Source organism: Pseudomonas sp. GB2N2 (assembly GCF_054897705.1).
The window spans coordinates 2,752,404-2,776,363 of the sequence record NZ_CM142701.1 but is presented as its reverse complement, the minus strand read 5'-3'; the positions used below and the strand labels follow the sequence as shown (position 1 = coordinate 2,776,363).

The following is a 23,960-nucleotide window of genomic DNA, read 5'->3' as shown; positions in this document are numbered from 1 at the left end:
GTCAGTCCTCACACCGCCAATTAAAAGGTCATGACCCATGTTGCAACTAATCCTCGGCGGCGCCCGTTCCGGTAAAAGTCGACTGGCCGAAAAACTGGCGACAGACAGCCAATTGCAAGTCACCTACATCGCCACCAGCCAACCTCTGGACGGTGAAATGAATGAACGAATCGCCCATCACCGCAGCCGCCGCCCCGCCGAATGGGCGCTGATCGAAGAACCGCTGGAACTCGCCCGCGTCCTGCGCGAAACCGCCGCGGCCGATCGTTGCCTGCTGGTGGATTGCCTGACCCTTTGGATCACCAATCTGCTGATGCTCGACGACACCGCGCGCCTGAGCGCCGAACGCGAAGCCCTGCTGGACTGCCTGGCTGACCTGCCGGGTGAAATCATTTTTGTCAGCAACGAGACCGGAATGGGTGTCGTGCCGCTGGGCGAATTGACTCGCCGCTACGTCGATGAAGCCGGTTGGCTGCATCAAGCCTTGGCCGAGCGCTGTCAGCGAGTCGTCCTGACCGTCGCCGGCCTGCCCCTGACTTTGAAAGGAACTGCGTTATGACTCAATCCTGGTGGCTGAACCCGTGCAAACCGATCGATGCCCAAGCCGTCGAACAGGCGCAAGCGCGTCAACAGCAGCTGACCAAACCCCCCGGCTCCCTCGGTCAGCTCGAATCGGTGGCGGTGCAATTGGCCGGGTTGCAGGGGCAAGTGAAACCGAGCCTGAATAATCTGTGGATCGCGATTTTTGCCGGTGACCATGGCGTCGTTGCCGAAGGCGTGTCGGCGTTTCCTCAGGAAGTTACCGGGCAGATGTTGCACAACTTCGTCAGCGGTGGCGCGGCGATCAGCGTGTTGGCGCGCCAGCTCGGCGCTTCCCTGGAAGTCGTCGACCTCGGCACCGTGACGCCCTCGCTGAATCTGCCGGGGGTACGCCACTTGAACATCGGGGCGGGCACCGCGAATTTTGTCGAAGGCCCGGCCATGACTCACGCCCAGGGCGAGCTTGCCTTGCAGGCTGGTCGCGACAGCGTGCAACGCGCCCAAGCGGGTGGGGCGCAGTTGTTCATCGGCGGCGAGATGGGCATCGGCAACACCACCGCGGCCAGCGCGTTGGCCTGCGCATTGCTGGAGTGCCCGGTGGCGCACCTGGCCGGGCCAGGTACTGGCCTGAACGCGGCGGGTGTCAGCCATAAAGCTCAAGTCATTGAACGCGCATTGGCACTGCACAGTGCACAACGCGGCGATGCGCTGCAAACCCTGTTCAACCTCGGCGGTTTTGAAATCGCGGCGTTGGTCGGGGCGTATTTGGCGTGTGCTCAGGACGGTGTTGCGGTGTTGGTGGACGGGTTCATATGCAGCGTCGCCGCATTGGTCGCGGTGCGGTTGAATTCCGAGTGTCGTCCGTGGCTGTTGTTCGGCCATCGCGGCGCCGAACCGGGGCATCGTCATGTGCTGGAAGCCTTGAGTGCCGAACCGTTGCTGGACCTCGGTTTGCGATTGGGCGAGGGCAGCGGTGCCGCGTTGGCCGTGCCGTTGTTGCGTCTGGCCTGCGACCTTCACGGGCAAATGGCGACATTCGCCGAAGCGGCCGTGGCGGATCGTCCGGCATGACGTTGCATCTGGACCTGCTGCGTCACGGCGAAACCGAACTCGGCGGCGGCCTGCGCGGCAGCTTAGACGATGCGTTGACCGACAAGGGCTGGGCGCAGATGCGTGCGGCGGTGATCGAGCAGGGACCTTGGGATCGGCTGGTCAGTTCGCCATTGCAACGCTGCGCACGGTTTGCCGAAGAACTCGGGTCGCAACTAGGGTTGCCGGTGCAGTTGGACAAGGATCTGCAGGAACTGCATTTCGGTGCCTGGGAAGGACGCAGCGCGGCAGCGTTGATGGAAACCGATGCCGAGGCGTTGGGCCTGTTCTGGGCCGACCCCTATTCGTTCACGCCGCCTCAGGGTGAAACCGTGACCGATTTTTCGGCGCGTGTACTGGCGGCGGTTGGGCGTCTGCAAGTTGCCTGTGCGGGGGAGCGAGTGTTGTTGATCAGCCATGGCGGCGTCATGCGTTTATTGCTGGCGCAGGCGCGGGGATTGCCGCGGGAACAGTTGCTCAACGTAGAAGTCGGCCATGGTGCGCTGTTTTCTTTGCGTGTCGAAGCCGGCGTCGTTCTCACAGAGGCGCACTGATCATGTTGCCGTTCCGGATCGCCCTGCAATTTCTCAGCAGCCTGCCGGTTCGTCTACCGGGCATGCCGGCGCCTGAGGCAATGGGCCGTTCATTGCTGTTCTATCCGTTGGTGGGTTTGCTGTTCGGCGCGATGTTGTGGGCGTTGAACTGGCTGTTGCTCGGTACGCCGCTGCTGTTGCACGCGGCGCTGTTGCTGAGCGCCTGGGTGTTACTCAGCGGCGCCTTGCACCTGGATGGCCTGGCCGACAGTGCCGATGCGTGGCTCGGTGGTTTCGGCGATCGCGAGCGCACGCTGAGGATCATGAAGGACCCGCGCAGCGGTCCGATTGCGGTAGTGACGCTGGTGCTGGTGTTGCTGCTCAAATTCGCCGCGTTGCTGGCGTTGATCGAGCAACAGCACGCCGTGGTTCTGATCATCGTGCCATTGATTGGCCGCGCTGCATTGTTGGGATTGTTTTTGACTACGCCGTATGTGCGGGCCGGTGGGTTGGGGCAGGCGCTGGCAGATCATCTGCCGCGTGTGGCGGGGAAGTGGGTGCTGCTGCTGAGTGCACTGGGCTGCCTGTTGATCGCCGGTCTCAGTGGTGTTTTGGCTGTGGTGCTCGCGGCGCTAATTTTTGTCTGGCTGCGGCAGTTGATGATGCGGCGATTGGGCGGGGCGACGGGCGATACCGCTGGGGCTTTGCTGGAGTTGCTGGAGGTGGCGGTGCTGGTGGGGTTGGCGTTGGTCTAAAGTTTTTTGAAGTCTACTGGCCTCATCGCGAGCAGGCTCGCTCCTACAAGTGAGCGCATTCCAATGTGGGAGCGTGCTCGCGATAACGGCCTCAAAAACACATGTAACTTGATTTAACACACTCGCGGGTATATACACGCACCATGCTCGACTCCCAATGTTTATGCATCAACCTGCGTCGCGCCGCCCGTGGCGTCAGCAGGCATTACGACGGCGCTCTCGACGGCTTCGGGATCAACGTTGCCCAGTATTCTCTGTTGTGTAATCTGCAGCGCCTCAATGAACCGAGTATTTCCACCTTGGCGGAAGCCATGGGCCTGGACCGCAGCACCCTCGGGCGCAATCTGCGGGTGCTGGAGGGCGAAGGCTTGGTCATGCTGATCGAGGGCGAAGACATGCGCAATCGCATCGTCAAACTCACTGAGGCCGGTGCGCAGCGGCTGACAGCGGCATTGCCGGCGTGGGAAGCAGCGCAACAACGCTTGGCCGACCGCTTGGGCGCCGAAAAACGTGAACTCTTGCTGAAGTTGCTGGACGAACTGGCCTGACGCCGGTTTTTCCGATTTTAAGCGGGTATATACCCGCTACCGGAGAATAAAAATGACATCGATGTGGCGAACTTGCGGTTGGATTCTGGTGGGGAGTGCGCTGATCCTCGCGTTGTCTCTGGGTGTGCGCCATGGATTCGGGTTGTTCCTGGCGCCGATGAGCGCCGAATTCGGCTGGGGGCGCGAGACGTTTGCGTTCGCGATTGCCTTGCAGAACCTGATCTGGGGCCTGGCCCAGCCATTCACCGGCGCGCTGGCCGACCGCTTCGGCGCGGCGAAAGTGGTGCTGGTGGGTGGCGTGCTCTACGCGCTGGGCCTGGTGTTCATGGGCTTGTCCGACTCGGCGGTGACCCTGTCCCTGAGCGCCGGTCTGTTGATCGGTCTAGGGCTATCGGGCACGTCGTTCTCGGTGATCCTCGGCGTGGTGGGCCGCGCAGTGCCGCCGGAGAAACGCAGCATGGGCATGGGCATCGCCAGTGCTGCCGGCTCGTTCGGTCAGTTCGCGATGCTTCCCGGTACGCTGGGGCTGATCGGCTGGCTCGGCTGGTCGGCGGCATTGCTGGTGTTGGGGCTGCTGGTCGCGCTGATCGTGCCGCTGGTGAGCATGCTCAAGGACAAACCGTTGCCCGTCCTCGGCCATGATCAGACCTTGTCGGAAGCCTTGCGCGAAGCCTGTTCCCATTCAGGATTCTGGCTGCTGGCGTTCGGATTTTTTGTCTGCGGTTTCCAGGTTGTTTTCATCGGCGTGCACCTGCCGGCGTATCTGGTGGATCAACACCTGCCTGCCACCGTGGGTACCACCGTGCTGGCGCTGATCGGCTTGTTCAACATCTTCGGTACCTACACCGCAGGTTGGCTCGGCGGGCGGATGTCCAAGCCGCGCTTGCTCACCGGTTTGTACTTGCTGCGAGCAGTGGTGATTTCGCTGTTCCTGTGGGCACCGGTCACGACCACCACAGCGTACCTGTTCGGCATGGCGATGGGCTTCCTGTGGCTGTCGACCGTGCCCTTGACCAATGGCACCGTGGCGACCTTGTTTGGCGTACGCAATCTGTCCATGCTCGGCGGAATTGTTTTCCTGTTCCACCAGCTTGGATCGTTCCTTGGCGGCTGGTTGGGCGGGGTGGTGTATGACCGAACCGGGAGCTATGACTTGATCTGGCAAGTTGCAATTCTCTTGAGTGTGTTGGCTGCAGCCCTGAACTGGCCGGTGCGTGAGCAGCCGGTGGCGCGTCTGCAAACCCAACTGAGTGCGACATGAGCAGTTTGTGGCCACGAATTGCCGTGGCTGCCGGCGGCTTTTTGCTGCTGGCCCTGGCCTGGTGGGGTTGGCATCAGGGTGGGCTGGCGTTGATGCAATTGGGCATGGGCGCTTGCTAGCAAAGTGGCTGGGCGAGTAAGTTGGTTTCTGACGACTTCTCAAGGATGCATGGACATGCTGATGCGCTGGCTTGCTGTTCCCGCGTTACTGGTGGCGATTACCGGATTGGCGCAAGCCGCCGAGTGCCCGGAGCTGTTGCAAGGCTCTTTGCCCAAGTTGCGCGCCAAGGAATCCATCGACTTGTGCCAGCGCTTCGCCGGTAAACCGCTGGTGGTGGTCAATACCGCGAGTTTTTGCGGTTTCGCCCCGCAGTTCAAAAGCCTGGAGGCGCTGAACCAGCATTACAAGGCGCAAGGGCTGGAGGTCATTGGCGTGCCCTCCAACGACTTCAAGCAGGAGTCCAAGGACGGCGAGGAAACCGCCAAGGTGTGTTACGTGAACTACGGCGTGACCTTCACCATGACCGAGCCGCAGAAAGTTCACGGAGACGACGCGACTCACCTGTTTCAGGTCCTCGCTGCGCAGAGTGCTGCGCCAAAGTGGAATTTCTACAAATACGTGGTCGATCGCAAGGGCAAGGTGATCGCCAATTTCTCCAGTCTGACCAAACCCGACGATCCTGAGTTTATCGCCGCGGTGGAAAAAGCCCTGGCTTCGCAACCCTGATCGACGCCCATGAAAAAGCCCCGCCTCTGTGCAAGAGAGCGGGGCTTTTTTGATTCATGCGGCGAGGGGTTGAGGCTCGCCGCCGTCATCAGAAGCGGTAAGTTGCGCCGACGCCGAAACCGTTCGCCGAGTTTTCATACTTGGCACTGTAGGTCTGGCGACCGTTGTTGTCGTTGACCTTGACCGACTCTTCGACCAGGTACGAATACGCCAAGTCGATAGTCAGGTCGTCCGTCGGGCTCCAGCCAGCGCCCAGGCTGAAAATCTTGCGATCGCCAGTCGGAATGCGTGGGGAACGGTTTTCGTTGTTGGTCGGCGCCTGATCCACCGAGAAACCGGTGCGCAGGACCCACTGCTTGTTCACCTGGTAGGCGGCGCCGATGGCGTGAGCCCAGGTGTCGTGCCAGTTTTGCTCTTCGCTGATGGTGCCAAAACGGCTGTTCAGTGCAGCAGGAACGCCGCTGTTCTCAACGCTGATTTCTTTCAGACGGCTCCAGCGAGTCCAGGTGCTGCCTGCGTACAGCGTCCACTGGTCATCCAGCTGGTGAGTGACCGAAAAGTCGACCGACTCAGGCGTGGTGATGTCCAGCGAGGCGTCGTACTTCTGGTTCGGGTTTTGACCCAGGCCGGCGAGCACGCTGTAGTTGACCTTGGTGTTGCCTTCGAGCTTGTATTTCACTTTCGAGTGGTAAGTCAGACCGACGCGAGTGCTGTCGGTGGCTTGCACCAGGATGCCGACGTTGTAACCCAGTGCGGTGTCGTCACCCTTGATTTTGACTTGACCGTCCGGCGCGAGCGGACTAGGCGAAATGTTAAGGTTCGATTCCAGCTTGCCGTCAATGCGGTTGATGGTTGGACCGAAACCGATCGACACCTTGTCGTTGAAGGCATAGCTGACGGTAGGCTGAAGTGTGACGATTTTGACTTCGCTCTTGCTGCCAAAGTAACGGCCGGCGAAGTTGTTTTCATAATCGGTCACAAGGCCAAACGGGGCGTATACACCAACACCGAATGCCCAATTGTCGTCGATTGGCTTGACGTAGTAACCCATTGGAACGGCAATGAACGGGACCATGTCGCCGTCATTGCTGCCACCACGGCTGCCGCGTGCGTCGCTGATATCGGTATGTGCATCGAGAAATGCAGCGCCGCCGGTGACTTGTTCGCGCTTGAGGCGAGCCATGCCGGCAGGGTTGCCAAAAATTGTGCTTGCGTCATCGGCAGATGAAGATCGCCCGGCAAAACCTGTACCCATCCCGCTGATGCTTTGTTCGTTGATGGCAAAGCCACTCGCGAAAATCTGGGTGGATGCCAAGGTCACGGCGAGGCTAAGGGTGGTTTTGAGCATTACTTTTTTCATTATTAGAACTCCTGGTGATCACCGGGGCGAAAATTACCAACATTTTCGTCCCAGCGCTATAGGCCGTATGCGTTGATTTAGAGCGGTTTTGTAGGACAATCCGACCGAGTTCGCGGCGGTTGCGCGATCTTTGCAAGCGGGCGTGTCAGCAGGCGACCTGATTCAGCGGTGAAACACAGGTTTGCCAAGCGTAGGTGAAGTCCCTCAGGCGTCCTTGAGGCTGGAAGGTCTGGCGCCAGATACGGGCCATTCCCAGTAGGTCGTCTGCTTCGGGGAGCGGGGTGTTTTGTTCTTCCACCAGCAGCCAGGCGATGGCTGTGGCATAGCGCAGGTTGACGGTGAGTTCGAGGTGCGGACCACTCAGAAAAGCATGTTGGCTGGCCAGGCCGCGGACCAGGCTGGCGCGTTCCGGGTCAAGTGCCAGGTAATGGTCCCAGAGTGCCTGGTGGCGGGGTTCGGCGATTCGGTACAAGCCGTGGCCGCGGCGGTCATGCAAGGCAGAACCAAGGGCTGACTGACTGGCGGCAATGCCCAGCAGCAGGGTTTCGGCGGTTGCGCTATGGCGCCCCAGGTAAATCAATGTCGGGCGGATCACATAACGGCACAGTTCGCTGGCAGCGATACCCATAACACCCTCGGAACATGAAGTGGTCGGCGAGTCCTGAAGGTAGCGTTGGCAGCGGTGGATCGACTCAGGCTCGCCGGAAGCGGATCAAGCCGCTTGAGTTGAAGTGTAGTGTCATATTCGCGCTGTAAAGGTCTGTTTTTAAAATATTTCTGGCGAGCAGTTATAACTGTTATATCGGTTGGTGCTTACGCGCCGACGGCGAAAAGTGAAATATCGGGCAATAAAAAGCCCCGCTATGAAGCGAGGCTTTTGAGGTTTTCAGCGTTTCTGGCGTGTCAGGCAACCAGTGCCTGACGGGTACGCTCGATCACGGCCTGCAGCGGTTCGGCGCTGGAGTACTGATCGGGGTAAAGGCGTTCGCTGTGACGAGCGATGCCGTGTTCGTTGACCAGGGTGAAGCTGAAGCAGCCTTTGCGAGCGGCCATGATCAGGCAGTTCATTGGTGCAAAAGCGTTGGTAAGGGTGCGAATGGCATCCTGAGTGTGGATTTGAGTAGTCATTAAAGGTGTTCCTACAAGCGACACGGATAAGAGCCGTGCAAAATTAAAACGTTCCAGTGACGACGACCACCATTGGTCGAACGAAGAACCCGACTGGAACAAAGCAGCCAGTTTGAAGCGCTGATTAAATTGGCGCGCTTGGGCTGGCAGGTAGGTACTTAGGAGGGCAGGCAACACATCAAGGGCAAAGGTTCTGGGCCCGGGGTGAAGATCCTGATCAATTTGCAGGCTGGTTCGGTCAGAGTAAGTGAGCTTCGCAACACCCTTTGCATTCAATTCAAAGGCAGTGTTGACGCAAGGTTTACCTGGAAACCATCGAGGTGGTCGATCCCGCTTGTTCGGTTGAAGCTTCCTGTGGGAAGGCAGACCGGGGGGAGTTGTTCGACCAGAATTGACTTTCAGCTTGGTACTAACGCCGCGGATACTAACGGATTGAATTGCAGAAGGGAAGTGTGTTAGCCAAAAACATCGTCCGGATGCCGTTATTCAAGCGTGCGTACGTGGCCTTGAGCGCCCGCAACGCACTGCAAAGGTACGAAATCCGACGGTCGGTCGGTGACGTTCATCGGACCGTGAGCGGCCTTCACCAACGATTAGCCACGGTTTATCCCCAGGCTGGGTAACAAAACGCGCCGAAAAAGCACGTCGATATAACGGCTAAGAAGGTAGTTGTACACATTAGTTGCGAGGACTGTCACCCCGTTGTCATCTGACGTCCAGGTACAGTGGGTGCCTGCAACCAAAATTTAAGTCAATGAAAAACATCGCTTTTTTTAACTGGTGAAAAAATCGTCAGTTTGACTGCGAGCCCCATTCCATACGGCTTTGCGAGAGTTCAAGGGCGGTTGTCCACTGACTTATCCACAGCTTCTGTGGATTGTCCCGAGCGCTTGCTCTAGGACGGGCGTGCCGGGATTTTTGAGCTTTACCTGTAAGAAAAAAAGAGTAGAGTGGCGCGCCTTCCGATCTGCCCCACAGTGCTTTATGAAGTTTCGCTCAGTACCCGTTTCTGTTACCTCTACTTCCCCAAGTGTTACCCCTCCCAAGCGTTTCTCGATGCGCGTGGCCGAGTGGCTGTTGGACAGCCCGCGGCTGCGTGAAATCACCAACGTCAAACATTTCGCCGGGCGTTTGCTCAAGCAACCGGCTCGCGAAGGTGTGGTTGCTGCGCAAAGCCGGCTCGGTCAGCTGATGTGTCGCGAATGCGGAAATGCGCGCGACCGTCGTATCGGCCAGGATCTTTTGCGTCAGGCGGCGCGGGCCGGGGATCGACGCGCCCAACAGGAACTGGGTCTGGTCAAAGACTGAGCTGTCCAAGACCTGACGCCTTGGTTAACCTTCAAGCTTTAACGAATGGGCAGGAAAGCCGATGGCTATGGACTTGACCAGCATATTGCTCGGTCTGGCAGGTGCTGCACTGCCTTTGTTAGTACTGGCTTGGCAGCTTCAGCGTCGGGCGAGCGCCGCGCAGTCGGACGTTGCGCTGCTGGAAGAGCGTCTGGCCATGGCTCATCTGGCCCAGGATGGCTTGAACGCCCAACTTGACGCGTGTCGCGATGAAATCGCTGATCTGGGGCAAGCCAACGGTGCCAAGCAGGCGGACCTCGCGGCGGTTCGCCGCGAAGTCGAATTGCTGCAGATCGAACGCGATGACGCCCGCGACGCTTCCCACGCCTGGAACATCGAGCGTGCCGGCAAAGAGGCTGAATTGCGTCGCCTCGACGCGCTGGCCGCCTCCCTCAACGCCGAACTGCGCGAGCAACAGGAAAGCCATCAGCAACGCCTCCGCGACCTGCAAGGCTCGCGTGATGAATTGCGCGCCCAGTTCGCCGAGCTGGCCGGTAAAATCTTTGACGAGCGCGAGCAGCGCTTCGCCGAAACAAGTCAGAAGAGCCTGGGACAGTTACTTGATCCTTTGAAGGAACGCATCCAGTCGTTTGAAAAGCGCGTCGAGGAAAGTTATCAGGCCGAGGCCCGTGAACGTTTTTCGCTGGCCAAGGAACTGGAGCGCCTGCAACAGTTGAACCTGCGCCTGAGCGACGAAGCCACCAACCTGACCCGCGCCTTGAAGGGGCAGAAAACCCAAGGTAACTGGGGCGAGCTGATTCTTGAGCGGGTGCTTGAGCACGCCGGGCTGGAGAAGGGCCGCGAGTACCAGACTCAGGTCAATCTCAAAGGTCCGGACGGCGAGCGGTTCCAGCCGGACGTGATCATTTATCTGCCGGGCGACAAGCAGGTGGTGGTCGACTCCAAAGTCAGCCTGACGGCCTATCAGCAATACGTGGCGGCAGAAGACGATGCCATCGGCCAGATCGCCATCAAGCAGCACGTCCTGTCGCTGCGCACGCACGTCAAAGGCCTGGCCGGCAAGGATTACAAGCGACTCGACGGCCTGCACAGCCTGGATTTCGTCTTGCTGTTCGTGCCGATCGAAGCGGCATTTTCTGCAGCGTTGCAGGCTGAGCCGAGCCTGTTTCAGGAAGCCTTCGACCGCAACATCGTTATCGTCAGCCCGACCACGTTGCTGGCGACCCTGCGTGTGATCGACAGCCTGTGGAAGCAGGAGCGCCAGAGTCAGAACGCCCGCGAAATTGCCGAGCGGGCAGGGTGGCTGTACGACAAGTTCGTGCTGTTCATTCAGGACCTGGACGAAGTCGGCAATCGCTTGCAGCAATTGGACAAGGCCTACAGCTCGGCGCGGAACAAGCTGACAGAAGGCCGCGGCAATCTGGTCAGCCGTAGCGAGCAGCTAAAGTTGCTGGGTGCGCGGGCGAGCAAGAGTTTGCCGGCAGACCTGCTGGAGCGGGCGATGACCGATGTTGATGGCTTGGCCGAGTTACCGGAGTAAGCCGAAAAACATCGTCGGCAAACCGGCTCCTGCAAGAGGTCGGTCAACCGTAGGAGCCGGCTTGCCGGCGATGGCGTCCGTCAAAACAGTGCCGTGCTAAAAATCTGCCGGCCTACAACGGCAAATACCGACTCAACAACGCCCTCAACGCTGCCGGCTTCACCGGTTTCGCCAGATAATCCAGCCCCGCCGCATGCACCTGCGCCACCGTCTCCGGATGCCCGTCAGCGCTGATCACCACGCCCGGCACCGGCTCACCCAGACGAGTTCGCAACCACGCCATCAACTCGGTCCCGGTCTCGCCATCGTCGAGGTGGTAATCCACCAGCGCCAGATGCGGGCGCACGCCATTGCTCAGCAACGCCGCGCATTCATCGCGGTTGCGCGCGGTCCAGACCTGACAGCCCCAGCGGGTCAGCAGGCTATTCATGCCGATCAGGATGCTGTCCTCATTGTCGATGCACAGTACTTGCGCGCCGTTCAACAGTTTGCCATTGAGCTCCGTCACGTTGGTTGGCGCGGCGATTTGCGCATTGGTCAACGGCACGCTGACGCTGAATACACTGCCGCGTCCCGGCCACGAACGCACTTGCAAGGTGTGGCCGAGGACGCGACACAGCCCGTCCGCAATTGCGAGGCCCAGCCCCAGACCCTTTTCGGCGCGGGTCTGGTGGCTGTCGAGGCGTTTGAACTCTTCGAAAATCACTTTCTGCTTGTCTTCCGCAATTCCCGGGCCACGGTCCCAGACTTCCAGGCACAGTTCACCCTGACGGCGACGAACGCCAAGCAACACTGGCCCCTTGGCGTAGCGGAAAGCATTGGTCAGGAAATTCTGCAGAATCCTGCGCAACAGTTTGATGTCGCTGTTGACCCGCAAAGTGCTGCCCCGAACCCTGAATTTGAGCCGTTGGTCACGGGCAAGGGCCTTGAATTCCGCACCGAGGGTGTCGAACAGCTCATTGAGTGCGAATGGCTTTGGATCGGGATTGATCTTGCCGTTTTCCAGGCGGGAAATGTCCAGCAGGTCGCTGATCAGGTCCTCTGCCGAGCGCAGTGACGAATCGAGGTGATGCACCAGTTTCTGCGCTTCGCCGGACAAGCCATCGTCCTGATGGGAAAGGGCCGCGGAAAACAGCCGCGCGGCGTTCAGTGGTTGCATCAGGTCATGGCTGACCGCCGCGAGGAAACGTGTTTTTGACTGGTTGGCCGACTCGGCGGTGCCCTTGGCTTCAGTGAGGGCGACGTTGAGTTGCGACAGCTCGTGGGTGCGCTCGGTCACCCGTTGCTCCAGGCCTTCATTGGCTTCGGTCAGCGCCTGCTCGGCCTGTCGAAACGCGGTGATGTCGGTAAAACTCATGACGAAACCGCCGCCCGGCATCGGGTTGCCGATCAGCTCGATCACACGGCCATTGGGGAAAAGTCGTTCAGAGGTGTGGGCACGTCCCTGACGCATCCAGTGCAAACGGCGGGCAACGTGCACTTCCGCTTCGCCGGGGCCACACAAACCGCGCTCGGCGTTGTAGCGAATGATGTCGGCAATCGGCCGGCCGACGCTGATCAGGCCGTCCGGGTAATTGAACAGCTCCAGATAACGCCGGTTCCACGCCACCAGTCGCAATGACTGGTCGACCACGCTGATGCCCTGCGTGATGTTCTCGATCGCACCTTGGAGCAACGCCCGATTGAACTGCAAAACCTCCGAGGCTTCGTCAGCGATTCGGACCACGTCCTCGAGCTGCATTTCCCGACCTTCGATTGCGGCTTTTACCACTGCACGTGTCGAAGAAGCGCCCAGCACACCTGCGAGCAAACGTTCAGTGTGGGCGATCCACTCACCGTCGGCGTTCTGGTTCGGGTTGAAGCCTTTGCCCTGGCGATACGCGAAGCGGATAAAACTCTGACGGGCGCGTTCTTCACCGACGAACCGTGCCGCCAATTGCAGCAGATCGTCGATCTGCACCGACAGCATTGAGCGGGCACTCGGGCGGGCGCTGATTTCCTGGCCGATGAAACGGCCAGCCTGCCAGTGTTCCGACACCCGCGTCCGCGACAGCACCGACACCCAGGCGAACAGCGTGAAGTTGGCCGCGAGGGACAGCATCACGCCTTGGGTCAGCGGGGTCAGCGGCAGGTTCAACGGATTGCTGTGCAGCCAGGCCAACCCGGGGAAAGTGTTCAATGACACGCCGAGACTGTGCGCGGCAATCGGCAGAATCAGCGTGTAGAACCATAGGAAGGTCCCGGCGGCGAGGCCGGCGAAAACACCGCGACGGTTGGCTTGTTTCCAGTACAGCGCGCCGAGCATCGCTGGGGCCAGTTGCGTCACGGCGGCGAAAGCAATCTGGCCGATAGTTGCGAGGCTTGCAGTGGAACCGAGCAGGCGATAACTGACATAGGCCAGCAGCAAAATCACCACGATGCTGACGCGGCGTACCGAGAGCATCCACTGGCGGAACACTTCGAACGGCCGCTCGGCGTTGTTGCGGCGTAGCAACCACGGCAACAGCATGTCGTTGGAAACCATGGTCGACAGCGCCACACTGGCGACTATCACCATGCCGGTCGCCGCCGAAGCGCCACCGATAAACGCCAGCATCGCCAGTGCCGGATGGGCCTGAGCCAGCGGGAGGCTGATGACAAACGAGTCCGGCAGCACCGAACTGGGCAGCAGCATCTGACCGGCTAATGCGATCGGGACTACAAACAGTGCCGCCAAAGCGAGGTAGGCGGGGAACACCCACTTGGCCAGGCGCAGATCCTGCGGGTCTATGTTTTCCACCACGGTCACATGAAACTGGCGGGGCAGGCAGATGATCGCCATCATCGCCACACCGGTCTGCACCACCATCGACGGCCAGTTGATGGTTTCTTTCCAGTATTCTTCGAGGCGCGGGGCGAGCATCGCCTGGTTGAACAGGTCGTCAAAACCATCGTACAGGCCATAGGTCACGAACACGCCGACCGCGAGAAACGCAAACAGCTTGACCAGCGCCTCAAACGCAATCGCCAGCACCATGCCGCGGTGGTGCTCCGTGGCGTCGAGGTTGCGGGTACCAAACACGATGGTGAACAGGGCCAGCACCAGCGACACGATCAACGCCGTGTCCTGGGCGCGAGTGCCTATGGCGTCGGCGCTGGCACCGATCAACAGATTCACGCCGAGCACGATGCCCTTGAGTTGCAGCGCGATGTAGGGCAGCACGCCGACCAGGCAGATCAGCGCCACGACAATCGCCAGTGACTGGGATTTGCCATAACGGGCGGCGATGAAGTCGGCAATGGAGGTGATGTTCTCCTGCTTGCTGATCATTACCATTTTTTGCAGAACCCATGGCGCGCACACTAGCAGCAGGATCGGCCCGAGGTAGATCGGCAGGAACGACCAGAGTTGTTCGGCCGCCTGGCCGACGGCGCCAAAGAAGGTCCAGCTGGTGCAATAGACGGCGAGCGACAGGCTGTACACCCACGCGCGCACTCGCGGCGGCAACGGCGCGCTGCGTCGGTCCCCGTAGAAGGCGATGGCGAACATGATGGCCATATAGGCCAGGGCGACGGCGGCGATCAGCCCGCTGGACAGCGACATGGGAACTCCAGACAAAAGACACCCGGGACTCCAGCCCGGTCAGACAGTCTCGCACGAGCGTCTGCGTTAGTCAGTGTCGACCAAGGTCGGGGCCCAAGGTCGCGGCCCAAGGTCGCGGCGCCGTGGGGTGTCACTGACTGAACGCAATCTCGATCAGCCGATGTAACGCCTCAACCTCAAGCGGTGCCGGCGAAAACAGAATGCGGAACACCGAAGGCGCGGCCACCAGATTGATCAACTGATCAACGCTCGGGCTGGGCTGGTCCGGATAGCGATCCAGAATCACCTGCAACTGCCCGCCAATGAGTGTCACGCACAGGCCGGGCGTGGGGCTCGATTGCACATCGCGCAGCATATTGCGCCCAGGCTCGGAGCTCATCTCGTCGAGATACTGCTCCGCCCAAGCGTGCACATCCCCGCGCAGGCTGCCGGTATTGGCCGGCTCAGTGTCGGGCTGCATGCGCGCGAGGGCTACATCCGCCAGCAACGCGGACAGATCGCCCCAGCGTCGATAGATGGTCGACGGCGTAACTCCCGCGCGCGCGGCGATTTGCGGGACGGTCACGCTGGATCGGTCCTGTTCTTCGAGGAGTGCGCGGACAGCCGAATGAATCGACTCTTGCACCCGGGCACTGCGGCCGCCGGGGCGTAAACCTTCTTTAATAGCCATGAGTCGGACCTTAACACAAAGAATTTGCTTTAAGCGCAGTCGAGTAGCACACTCCGCAAAAGCAAAAAGTTAGCTTTTGCGGAGTGTGCACATGTCGAATTCAACTTCAAGCCGTTCAATCCTGTGGTTTCTGGCGATCACTCTACTGAGTTTTTTGGCCGCATCCACGGCGCCGACGCCGCTGTATCACCTGTATCAGGAGCAGCTGCACTTCTCGGCAGCGACCCTGACCGTGATTTTCGGCATCTACGCCATCAGTTTGCTGGTGGCGCTGCTGACGGTCGGTTCGCTCTCGGATTACCTGGGACGCAAACCGGTGATTTTCACCGCGGTGATACTGAACATGCTGGCGATGCTGCTATTCATCAATGCCGACAGCGTCGCGTGGCTCATCGGTGCGCGGGCGCTTCAGGGATTTGCGACCGGGATGGCCACGGCGGTTCTGAGTGCCGCGTTGCTGGACACCGATCGCCAGCAGGGGCCGTTGATCAACAGTGTTGCGCCGCTGCTCGGCATGGCATTGGGCGGTATGGGTTGCGGCCTGTTGGCCGAATTTGCGCCGCTGCCGTTGCAGCTGACTTATTGGGTGCTGCTTGCGATGTTTGCGATGCAAGCGCTGTACGTCTGGCGTCTTCCGGAAAGCGTCAGCCCGCAGCCGGGTGCATGGTCTTCACTGCGCCCGACACTGCACGTACCGACTCAGGCGCGCGCCACCTTGTGGCGAGTGTTGCCGCTTAACACGGCAACGTGGGCGCTCGGCGGTTTTTACGCTTCGCTCGCGCCGTCGCTGGTGCGCACCGCCACGGGCTCCACCTCAAACCTGGTCGGCGGTTCGACCGTCGCGGCATTGACGGTGACCGGCGCACTGATGATCTTCACCTTGCGCAATCGGCCCGCCGCCACCGCGCTTTTGTTGGGTGCAACGCTGCTGCCAACGGGGATACTGGTGTTTTTAGCCGGCGTGCACAGCGCCAGCCTGACCTTGTTTTTCCTCGGCACGTTAGTCGCCGGTTGCGGTTTCGGCGCCGGTTTCCTCGGGGCGGTGCGCAGTCTGGTGCCGCTGGCGCAACCCCATGAGCGGGCAGGGTTGATGTCGGCGTTTTTTGTCCTGAGTTACCTGGCGTTCTGTTTGCCGTCGCTGCTGGCAGGCAATCTGGCGCGCACCTTTGGCCTGGTGGCGACCACCGACGGCTATGGCGCGGTGCTGATTATCCTGGCGGTCGGTGCGTTACTGGCGTTGCTGCGCCAGCGACCCCTGCCAGTGTGCAGCGCGACCGGACGCCCATAAAAAAACGGCGCATTTGCGGGCGCCGTTTTTGTGTACGCAGATCAGATCTGCGCGAATCCGCCGTCAACGAACAGCTCGATGCCGTTGATGAAACTGCTGTCATCCGACGCCAGGAACACTGCCGCTTTGCCAACTTCGGAAGGTGTGCCAAGGCGGCCGATCGGCACCTGGCTGGCCAGGTAATCCAGCAGTCCCTGTTGTTGATCTTCGGGCGCAAGTTCAGTCAGGCCCGGTGTGTGGATTGGACCGGGGCTGATGACATTGACGCGAATCCGCCGCGTTTTCAAATCCAGCAACCATGAGCGAGCAAAGTTGCGCACTGCGGCTTTGCTGGCGCTGTAGACGCTGAAATTTTCCGTGCCTTTGGTGGCCGTGGTGGATGCGGTCAGGATCACCGAGCCGCCGTCCTTGAGCAGGGTCAGGGATTTTTGCACGGTAAACAGCAAACCTTTGACGTTGACGCTGAAAATCCGGTCGAAGTGTTCTTCGGTAATCGCGCCGAGTGCCAGCATATCTCCGCCGCCCGCATTGGCGAATACGATGTCCAGATGACCGGCTTGTGCCTTGATCACTTCAAAGATTCGGTCCAGATCGCCAAGGTTCGAGACGTCGCCCTGAATCCCGGTGATATTACGTCCGATGGCGCTGACGGCGGCATCGAGTTCTGCTTGACGACGGCCGGTGATGAACACTGTTGCGCCTTGGTCGACGAAGGCCTGGGCCGACGCGAAGCCGATGCCGGTGGTGCCGCCAGTGATCAGTGCAACCTTGCCTTTGAGGGTGCTGCTCATGAGATGAATCTCCGCTGAGTTATTTAGGACGTTCTTGGCGATGTGTGCGCCGTTGAACAAACTGTATGCCGGAAGATTCAACGGAAAAATCGTCAGAATAGATTTTGTTTGTACATGGCTGTGGATAATACTCAGCGCTCGTCACTTGAGAGCGTCGTCATGAATCAATTACTGGCTATGCGAGTCTTTGCCCGCGTCGTGCAGGCCGGTTCGTTCACCAGGGCCGCCGACTCGTTGAACCTGCCAAAAACTTCGGTCAGCAAACTGGTGGCTGAACTGGAGGAACATCTCGGCGCCCGCTTGTTGCAGCGCACCACCCGCCGCCTCACAGTCACCGCGGACGGAGTGGCCTACTACGAACGCGCTTTGCAACTTATGGTTGAACTGGACGATCTGGACAACAGTTTTGCCAATGCCCAAGGTCATCCGCGTGGCAAGATTCGCGTCGATGTCGGCGGCTCGGTGGCGACCATCCTGATCATCCCTGCGTTGCCGGATTTCTACGCGCGATATCCAGACATCCACATCGAGTTGGGTGTCAGTGATCGACAGGCGGATCTGATCAGCGACAACGTGGATTGCGTGATTCGCGGCGGACCTTTGACCGAACTGTCCATGGCCGCAAGGCCGCTGGGGTTGTCGTCGTGGACCACGTGCGCGACTCCGGCGTATCTCCAGCGATTCGGCACGCCAACCGATCCGCGCGACCTGGAGAATAACCATCGCATGATCAGCTACCAGTCGGCCCGCAGTGGGCGGGTGATGCCGGCGCAATTCGAACGCAACGGAGAAAAACTCGAGATTCGGGGACAGGGGATATTCAGCGTTAACGAAAGTAACGCGCACCTGGCTTCCGGATTGGCCGGGCTGGGTGTCATCCACACCTTCACCTATACCGTGCAATCGCACATCGAGCGTGGAGAACTGGTGCCGATCCTTCAGGACTGGCGACCGGCCCGTTATCCCTTCCATGTGCTGTACCCGCCGAACCGGCACCTGAGCAACCGGGTCCGAGTATTTATCGACTGGCTGGCGCAGTTGTTCGCCAGTATGGGTTAGCCTTGGCACCGCCCTCCCTTTCGACGGACCGCCCCATGAAAGTCATCCGCAGCAAATCCTTCACCGCTGACCGTGCCTGGGGTGCGTTGGACATCGCCAACATGAATGGCATCACCACGCGTTTGCACTGGACGGATAAACCCTATAAATGGCACGTGAATGACGGCCAGGAAGTGTTCGTCGTCCTCGATGGCCAAGTACAAATGCGCTATCGCGACGCAGGCCTGGAAAAAGAAGTGGTGTTGGAGGTCGGTGATATTTTTTACGCCTCGGAGGGCACCGAACACGTGGCTCATCCGTTGGGGGTCGCGAGAATTCTGGTGATTGAATCGGAAGGCAGCGTCTGATTTATATCTACAAAACAGATAACTGTTAGAGATATTACCCGTTATATAGATATTCGATTCGGATCTATCATGGCTTCCACCTCATAGGAGGACTGGAGTTTGCCATGACATGCCCCAACGCCAAACACGCTTTCAAACCCTTCAGCCATTTGCAGCATCCCCGTGAAGTCATCCGCCAGTTCACTCCGAACTGGTTTGCCGCGACCATGGGCACCGGTGTCCTGGCATTGGCGCTGGCGCAGTTGCCCATCGCCAGCCGCGGTTTGCACGCGTTCGCCGAAGCATTGTGGCTGTTCAACATAGTGCTTTTCATGTTGTTCACCGCGTTGTACGCGGCACGTTGGGTGCTGTTTTTCGACGAGGCGCGGCGAATCTTCGGCCACTCCACGGTATCGATGTTTTTCGGCACCATTCCCATGGGCCTGGCGACCATCATAAATGGGTTCCTGGTATTCGGCCTGCCACGCTGGGACGACGGCGTGGTTCGTCTGGCCGAAGTCCTATGGTGGCTGGACGTGGCAATGTCGCTGGCCTGCGGTGTGTTGATCCCTTTCATGATGTTCACTCGCCAGGAACACAGCATTGACCAGATGACCGCGATCTGGCTGTTGCCGGTGGTGGCGGCGGAAGTGGCGGCCGCCAGTGGTGGCCTGCTGGCGCCGCACCTGACCGATGCCCATTCGCAACTGGTGGTGCTGGTCACCAGCTATGTGCTTTGGGCGTTTTCGCTGCCGGTGGCGTTCAGCTTCCTGACAATCCTGTTGCTGCGCATGGCGCTGCACAAACTGCCCCATGAAAATATGGCTGCTTCGAGCTGGCTGGCACTCGGGCCGATCGGCACCGGTGCGTTGGGCATGCTGCTGCTGGGGGCCGACGCGCCAGCAATCTTTGCCGCTAACAGTTTGCCGGGCATCGGCGAAATCGCCGCCGGGCTGGGGCTGGTGGCCGGCATGACGTTGTGGGGTTTTGGCTTGTGGTGGATGTTGATCGCGCTGCTGATTACCGTTCGTTACCTGCGTGCCGGTATTCCATTCAACCTCGGCTGGTGGGGGTTCACGTTTCCGTTGGGCGTCTATTCTCTGGCAACCTTGAAACTCGCCAGCACCTTGAACCTGACGTTTTTCAGTGCTTTTGGCTGTGTGCTGGTGGCGTTGCTGACGGTAATGTGGCTGATCGTTGCCAAACGCACGGTGCAGGGGGCGTGGCGTGGCGAGTTATTTGTTTCTCCGTGTATTGCAGGATTAAACAAATAAGCTGCCAGGATTAGGTAATGTGTGGCCTGGATCGACGCCAGAAACTCCAATAACAGAATCCACGCCACTCCTCATCAATATCAGGGACACACGGAATGAGTCACCCCTCACAGTTCAACTTGCTTCGCACTCGGCGCTTCCTGCCATTTTTCGTGACCCAGTCCCTCGGGGCGTTCAACGACAACGTGTTCAAGCAGTCGTTGATCCTCGCCATTTTGTACAAATTGACCATCGAGGGTGATCGTTCGATCTGGGTCAATCTGTGTGCGTTGCTGTTTATCCTGCCGTTCTTTCTGTTTTCCGCATTGGCCGGGCAGTTTGGCGAGAAGTACGCCAAAGACGCGCTGATTCGCCTGATCAAACTCGGCGAGATCGCGATCATGGCGGTCGGTGCGGTCGGGTTTGTCTTCGATCACTTGGCGCTGATGCTGGTGGCGCTGTTCGCCATGGGCACGCACTCGGCGCTGTTCGGGCCGGTGAAGTACTCGATCCTACCCCAGGCATTGCATGAAGAAGAGTTGGTCGGCGGCAACGGCCTGGTGGAAATGGGCACGTTTCTGGCGATTCTCGCCGGGACCATCGGCGCCGGGGTCATGATGTCGTCCGCGCACTACGCACCGATTGTGGCCACGGCGATCGTCGGCATTGCCGTGCTGGGTTATTTGGCCAGTCGCAGTATTCCACGGGCGGCGGCCTCGTCGCCGCAAATGCGCCTGAATTGGAACATCTTCAGCCAATCCTGGGCCACCTTGAAACTGGGTCTCGGACAAACGCCCGCGGTGTCGCGCTCGATTGTCGGCAACTCGTGGTTCTGGTTTGTCGGGGCGATTTATCTGACGCAGATTCCGGCGTATGCCAAGGAGTGGATGCACGGCGACGAAACCGTAGTAACGCTGATTCTCACCGTGTTTTCGGTGGGTATCGCCCTCGGCTCATTGCTGTGCGAAAAACTTTCCGGGCGCAAAGTCGAGATCGGTCTGGTGCCGTTCGGCTCATTCGGCCTGACCGTGTTTGGTTTGCTGCTGTGGTGGCATTCCGACGGGATTCCCGACAGCGTCACCGGCCATGGCTGGATCGAAATCCTCGGCTTTGGTCACACCTGGCTGGTGTTGTTCGACATTCTTGGGTTGGGAGTTTTCGGCGGTTTCTATATTGTTCCGCTGTACGCGTTGATTCAGTCACGCACCGCGGAGAACGAGCGGGCGCGGGTGATTGCCGCCAACAACATTCTCAACGCGCTGTTCATGGTGGTCTCGGCGATTGTGTCAATCGTGTTGCTGAGCCTGGCCAAGCTGTCGATCCCGCACGTGTTCCTGGTTGTGTCGCTGCTGAACATTGGCGTCAACGCCTACATCTTCAGCATCGTCCCCGAGTTCAGCATGCGTTTCATGATCTGGCTGCTCAGCCATTCCATGTACCGTGTAGAGCATCGCAATCTGGAGGCGATTCCGGATGCAGGCGCGGCTTTGCTGGTGTGTAACCACGTGTCCTTCGTCGACGCGTTACTGATTGGCGGCGCGGTGCGTAGGCCGATTCGCTTTGTGATGTATTACAAGATCTACAACTTGCCGGTACTGAACTTCATCTTCCGCACGGCGGGCGCTATTCCGATCGCGGGACGCCATGAAGATATTCAGATCTACGAAAAGGCCTTCACGCGCATCGCCCACTATTTGAAGGACGGCGAACTGGTGTGCATCTTCCCTGAAGGCAAGTTGACCGCCGACGGCGAGATCAACGAATTCAAGAGCGGGCTGACGCGGATTCTCGAGGAGACGCCGGTGCCGGTGATTCCGTTGGCGTTGCAGGGGTTGTGGGGAAGTTTCTTCAGTCGCGATCCCGACAAAGGCGTGTTCCGTCGGTTGTGGTCGCGAGTGACCCTGGTGGCAGGGCCGGCAGTAGCGGTAGAGGCGGCAGAACCGGCCACGTTGCAAGGTTTGGTCGGGGCATTGCGCGGTGATGCCCGCTAACGAGTGACATCGCGGGCCGCACCTGCGGCGGGCCCGCGCTGGCGCGCTCAGCCCGCCATTGCCAAACGATTGCGTCCTTCACGTTTGGCCACGTAGAGCGCACTGTCGGCGCGACGCACCAGGCTTTCTACGGATTCACCGGGTAACAGGGTCGAACAGCCGAGGCTGACGGTCAGCTCGATCGGCTTGCCATCGGCCGTAAAATCGTTTGCCTGCGCTGCAAAACGCAGGCGTTCACCGACCAATGCCGCCGCTTCACGCCCGGTGTTGGACAGCAGAATCAGGAATTCTTCGCCACCATAACGGAACACCATGTCGACATTGCGTAACTGACTTTTGATCGAGGCTGCAACGGCCTTGAGCACGTCATCGCCGGCACTGTGGCCATGGCTGTCGTTGATGTTCTTGAAGTGATCGATGTCGAGCATCAGCAGCGAGAGAGGTTGCAGATGCCGACGCGACATCTCGATTTCCCGTTGCAGTGTCTGATCCATGGCGATGCGATTGCCGGTGTCCGTGAGCGGATCACGCAAGGCACTCTGGGTCGCCGCGCGGTAGAGCAGAGCGTTGCGCACCGGGTACAGCAACGCGGACATCAACGACTCGAGATGACCTAGTTCCGATTCAGTGAAGCGCTGATTGCGGCGCAACACCAGTTCACCCAAGTGCTCGCCTTCATGGGTGAGGGTGTAGCTGACGGAGTGATGGCCGCGCAGACCGAACTCCAGGCGCAAGTCGCTGGCTTTGTGCTGATAGCTCAGGGCGTCGAGTGGCACGAGTCGGTGAATTTCCCGGAAGAAGATCCCGAGAATGCGTTGTGGCTCAAGACTGGTTTGCAGCTGCTGACTCAGTTGCTGGCGCACCTGCGCAAGACTGACCGACCTTTTCAGAAGCGGGGGCTGTTGACCAAAGCCCAGGCGTTGCAATTTGGCACTGTCGAAGTCAATTGCGTTGGTCTGGGAAGGTGTTTTCATATGGCGGGCCCCCTTAAGCGGTAAGACAGTCTTACAGGCTGGGTGAGAGCGGCTTTGGGCTGCGCGTCGTACTGATCCATCAGTCCCGTAGGACATTTGACGCAAGTCTAGTCTGCTTTACAGAAGATTAGTAACCTATCGACTCGAGAGTCGGCCCGTCTGCTTTCACACGGCGTGTCTGAGCAAATTTAGAGCGAAAGTCGTGCCATTCGGTTCAGTCGATTTAAAAGGCTTGTAAATCAATAGATTGATCAAGGTTCTACACCGCGTCGCGTATTTCATGCCATTTGTTTGACAGAAATCATGCGCAGTTACGACGCTATTTTAGTGCCGCGACGGAAGTTCGCCACGGCACAATTGCGACGCACGGCTTACTGGGCGTTGAATGCCTGGCCGTTGATCCCGGTGCTGTCCGGACCCATCAGGTACAGGTAGACCGGCATGATCTCCTCGGGCGTTGGGTTATGCAGCGGGTTTTCGCCGGGATAGGCCTGCGCGCGCATGCTGGTGCGGGTGGCTCCGGGGTTGATGCTGTTGGAGCGCACCGGGGCCACGGTATCGACTTCGTCAGCCAGGGTTTGCATCAAGCCTTCGGTGGCGAACTTGGAGACGCCGTAAGCACCCCAATACGCACGTCCCTTGCGGCCGACGCTGCTGGAAGTGAACACCACGGATGCGTCTTGCGACAGCTTGAGCAGCGGCAACAGCGTGCTGGTCAGCATGAACATCGCGTTGACGTTCACATGCATGACGCGCATGAAGTTTTCGCCCGACAACTGCTCAATTGGCGTGCGCGGGCCAATGATTGACGCGTTGTGCAGCAAGCCGTCGAGGTGGCCGAATTCGGTTTCGATCATCGCCGCCAATTCATCGTATTGATGGGGGAGGGCGGTTTCCAGGTTGAACGGAATCACGGCCGGTTGCAGATGGCCGGCGGCCTCGATGTCGTCATAGACCTGAGTCAGGTTGGCTTCGGTCTTGCCCAGCAATAGCACGGTGGCTCCGTGGGCAGCGAAAGTTTTCGCAGCGGCAGCGCCGATGCCGCGACCGGCACCGGTGACCAGGATGACCCGATCCTTGAGCAATTCAGGACGGGCGGAATAATCAAACATAAGAAACCTCAAAAAGTCAGACGCGGTCCCTGTAGGAGCGAGCCTGCTCGCGATGGTCGTCAACGATAACGCGACAAACCTGACACCCCGCAGCGTTCTCGGGTTTTTCGCGAGCAAGCTCGCTC

The 23,960-nt window shown here is 59.4% G+C and carries 23 protein-coding genes; 15 read left to right on the top strand and 8 right to left on the bottom strand.

The features are described from left to right. The first annotated feature begins 37 nt into the window (after nucleotides 1-37). The 8 genes from cobU (at nucleotide 38) to ACYZT4_RS12795 (ending at nucleotide 5,452) form a co-directional block, all read left to right on the top strand. Entirely contained in the window at nucleotides 38-559 is a 522-nt protein-coding gene (gene cobU, locus ACYZT4_RS12830) for a bifunctional adenosylcobinamide kinase/adenosylcobinamide-phosphate guanylyltransferase (RefSeq protein WP_461988253.1), read from the top strand. Further along, complete coding sequence (cobT, locus tag ACYZT4_RS12825; protein WP_461988251.1) at nucleotides 556-1,611, top strand: nicotinate-nucleotide--dimethylbenzimidazole phosphoribosyltransferase; 1,056 nt, start codon at nucleotides 556-558, stop codon at nucleotides 1,609-1,611. Before cobU ends, cobT begins: the two co-directional genes overlap by 4 nt. Beyond that, nucleotides 1,608-2,183, top strand: coding sequence for an alpha-ribazole phosphatase family protein (gene cobC, locus ACYZT4_RS12820; protein WP_461988250.1), 576 nt, complete (start codon nucleotides 1,608-1,610; stop codon nucleotides 2,181-2,183). The genes cobT and cobC overlap by 4 nt, the downstream gene beginning before the upstream one ends. A 2-nt stretch (nucleotides 2,184-2,185) precedes the next feature. Beyond that, the gene (locus ACYZT4_RS12815) at nucleotides 2,186-2,917 is read left to right on the top strand and encodes an adenosylcobinamide-GDP ribazoletransferase (RefSeq protein ID WP_461988248.1); all 732 of its coding nucleotides are present in this window, start codon (nucleotides 2,186-2,188) and stop codon (nucleotides 2,915-2,917) included. Nucleotides 2,918-3,060: 143 nt separating this feature from the next. Then, complete coding sequence (locus ACYZT4_RS12810; protein ID WP_461988246.1) at nucleotides 3,061-3,465, top strand: MarR family winged helix-turn-helix transcriptional regulator; 405 nt, start codon at nucleotides 3,061-3,063, stop codon at nucleotides 3,463-3,465. Between the two features lie 61 nt (nucleotides 3,466-3,526). Beyond that, nucleotides 3,527-4,726 carry an MFS transporter gene (locus tag ACYZT4_RS12805; protein WP_461988670.1) on the top strand — a complete coding sequence of 400 codons (1,200 nt, stop codon included), beginning with the start codon at nucleotides 3,527-3,529 and terminating at the stop codon, nucleotides 4,724-4,726. Then, nucleotides 4,723-4,845, top strand: a complete 123-nt coding sequence (locus ACYZT4_RS12800) for a hypothetical protein (RefSeq protein ID WP_461988244.1) — start codon at nucleotides 4,723-4,725, stop codon at nucleotides 4,843-4,845. The genes ACYZT4_RS12805 and ACYZT4_RS12800 overlap by 4 nt, the downstream gene beginning before the upstream one ends. A gap of 55 nt (nucleotides 4,846-4,900) precedes the next feature. After that, nucleotides 4,901-5,452 (top strand): glutathione peroxidase, encoded by a 552-nt coding sequence (locus ACYZT4_RS12795; protein ID WP_461988242.1) that lies wholly within the window; start codon nucleotides 4,901-4,903, stop codon nucleotides 5,450-5,452. Nucleotides 5,453-5,540: 88 nt separating this feature from the next. On the opposite strand, the gene ACYZT4_RS12790 is transcribed toward ACYZT4_RS12795, so the two are convergent. The 3 genes from ACYZT4_RS12790 to ACYZT4_RS12780 all read right to left on the bottom strand — a co-directional run bounded on the left by ACYZT4_RS12790 (nucleotide 5,541) and on the right by ACYZT4_RS12780 (nucleotide 7,940). Then, nucleotides 5,541-6,812: an OmpP1/FadL family transporter gene (locus tag ACYZT4_RS12790; protein ID WP_461988240.1), complete on the bottom strand. Its 1,272-nt coding sequence runs from the start codon at nucleotides 6,810-6,812 to the stop codon at nucleotides 5,541-5,543. A 145-nt stretch (nucleotides 6,813-6,957) separates the two neighbouring features. Further along, on the bottom strand, nucleotides 6,958-7,440 hold the full coding sequence (locus ACYZT4_RS12785) for a hypothetical protein (protein ID WP_461988238.1): 483 nt from the start codon (nucleotides 7,438-7,440) through the stop codon (nucleotides 6,958-6,960). Nucleotides 7,441-7,715: 275 nt separating this feature from the next. After that, entirely contained in the window at nucleotides 7,716-7,940 is a 225-nt protein-coding gene (locus tag ACYZT4_RS12780) for a hypothetical protein (protein WP_008031832.1), read from the bottom strand. Between the two features lie 984 nt (nucleotides 7,941-8,924). Between ACYZT4_RS12780 and ACYZT4_RS12775 the strand changes: the two genes are divergently transcribed. Next, nucleotides 8,925-9,248 carry a sel1 repeat family protein gene (locus ACYZT4_RS12775; protein WP_461988236.1) on the top strand — a complete coding sequence of 108 codons (324 nt, stop codon included), beginning with the start codon at nucleotides 8,925-8,927 and terminating at the stop codon, nucleotides 9,246-9,248. Nucleotides 9,249-9,423: 175 nt separating this feature from the next. Beyond that, nucleotides 9,424-10,788: a DNA recombination protein RmuC gene (locus tag ACYZT4_RS12770; protein WP_461988668.1), complete on the top strand. Its 1,365-nt coding sequence runs from the start codon at nucleotides 9,424-9,426 to the stop codon at nucleotides 10,786-10,788. A 112-nt stretch (nucleotides 10,789-10,900) separates the two neighbouring features. Here ACYZT4_RS12770 and ACYZT4_RS12765 read toward each other — a convergent pair whose 3' ends face one another. Then, entirely contained in the window at nucleotides 10,901-14,371 is a 3,471-nt protein-coding gene (locus tag ACYZT4_RS12765) for a hybrid sensor histidine kinase/response regulator (protein WP_461988235.1), read from the bottom strand. A gap of 130 nt (nucleotides 14,372-14,501) precedes the next feature. Beyond that, complete coding sequence (locus ACYZT4_RS12760) at nucleotides 14,502-15,041, bottom strand: TetR/AcrR family transcriptional regulator (RefSeq protein ID WP_461988233.1); 540 nt, start codon at nucleotides 15,039-15,041, stop codon at nucleotides 14,502-14,504. Nucleotides 15,042-15,132: 91 nt separating this feature from the next. Here ACYZT4_RS12760 and ACYZT4_RS12755 point away from each other — a divergent pair, with 91 nt between their 5' ends. Further along, nucleotides 15,133-16,329, top strand: a complete 1,197-nt coding sequence (locus tag ACYZT4_RS12755; protein WP_461988231.1) for an MFS transporter — start codon at nucleotides 15,133-15,135, stop codon at nucleotides 16,327-16,329. 41 nt (nucleotides 16,330-16,370) lie between these two features. Here the strand turns inward: ACYZT4_RS12755 and ACYZT4_RS12750 are convergent, their stop codons facing one another. Next, a complete protein-coding gene (locus ACYZT4_RS12750; protein ID WP_461988230.1) occupies nucleotides 16,371-17,120 on the bottom strand; it encodes an SDR family NAD(P)-dependent oxidoreductase in 750 nt (249 codons plus the stop codon). A 159-nt stretch (nucleotides 17,121-17,279) separates the two neighbouring features. Between ACYZT4_RS12750 and ACYZT4_RS12745 the strand changes: the two genes are divergently transcribed. The 4 genes from ACYZT4_RS12745 to ACYZT4_RS12730 all read left to right on the top strand — a co-directional run bounded on the left by ACYZT4_RS12745 (nucleotide 17,280) and on the right by ACYZT4_RS12730 (nucleotide 21,749). Beyond that, nucleotides 17,280-18,179 carry a LysR family transcriptional regulator gene (locus ACYZT4_RS12745; protein ID WP_461988229.1) on the top strand — a complete coding sequence of 300 codons (900 nt, stop codon included), beginning with the start codon at nucleotides 17,280-17,282 and terminating at the stop codon, nucleotides 18,177-18,179. 35 nt (nucleotides 18,180-18,214) lie between these two features. Continuing rightward, the gene (locus ACYZT4_RS12740) at nucleotides 18,215-18,526 is read left to right on the top strand and encodes a cupin domain-containing protein (protein WP_461988227.1); all 312 of its coding nucleotides are present in this window, start codon (nucleotides 18,215-18,217) and stop codon (nucleotides 18,524-18,526) included. Between the two features lie 104 nt (nucleotides 18,527-18,630). Further along, nucleotides 18,631-19,779, top strand: coding sequence for a TDT family transporter (locus ACYZT4_RS12735; RefSeq protein ID WP_461988225.1), 1,149 nt, complete (start codon nucleotides 18,631-18,633; stop codon nucleotides 19,777-19,779). Between the two features lie 95 nt (nucleotides 19,780-19,874). Continuing rightward, nucleotides 19,875-21,749, top strand: coding sequence for an MFS transporter (locus ACYZT4_RS12730; protein ID WP_461988224.1), 1,875 nt, complete (start codon nucleotides 19,875-19,877; stop codon nucleotides 21,747-21,749). A 47-nt stretch (nucleotides 21,750-21,796) separates the two neighbouring features. Here ACYZT4_RS12730 and ACYZT4_RS12725 read toward each other — a convergent pair whose 3' ends face one another. Continuing rightward, entirely contained in the window at nucleotides 21,797-22,723 is a 927-nt protein-coding gene (locus ACYZT4_RS12725; protein WP_461988222.1) for a GGDEF domain-containing protein, read from the bottom strand. Between the two features lie 371 nt (nucleotides 22,724-23,094). After that, the gene (locus ACYZT4_RS12720) at nucleotides 23,095-23,835 is read right to left on the bottom strand and encodes a YciK family oxidoreductase (protein WP_461988221.1); all 741 of its coding nucleotides are present in this window, start codon (nucleotides 23,833-23,835) and stop codon (nucleotides 23,095-23,097) included. Nucleotides 23,836-23,960 lie beyond the last annotated feature (125 nt).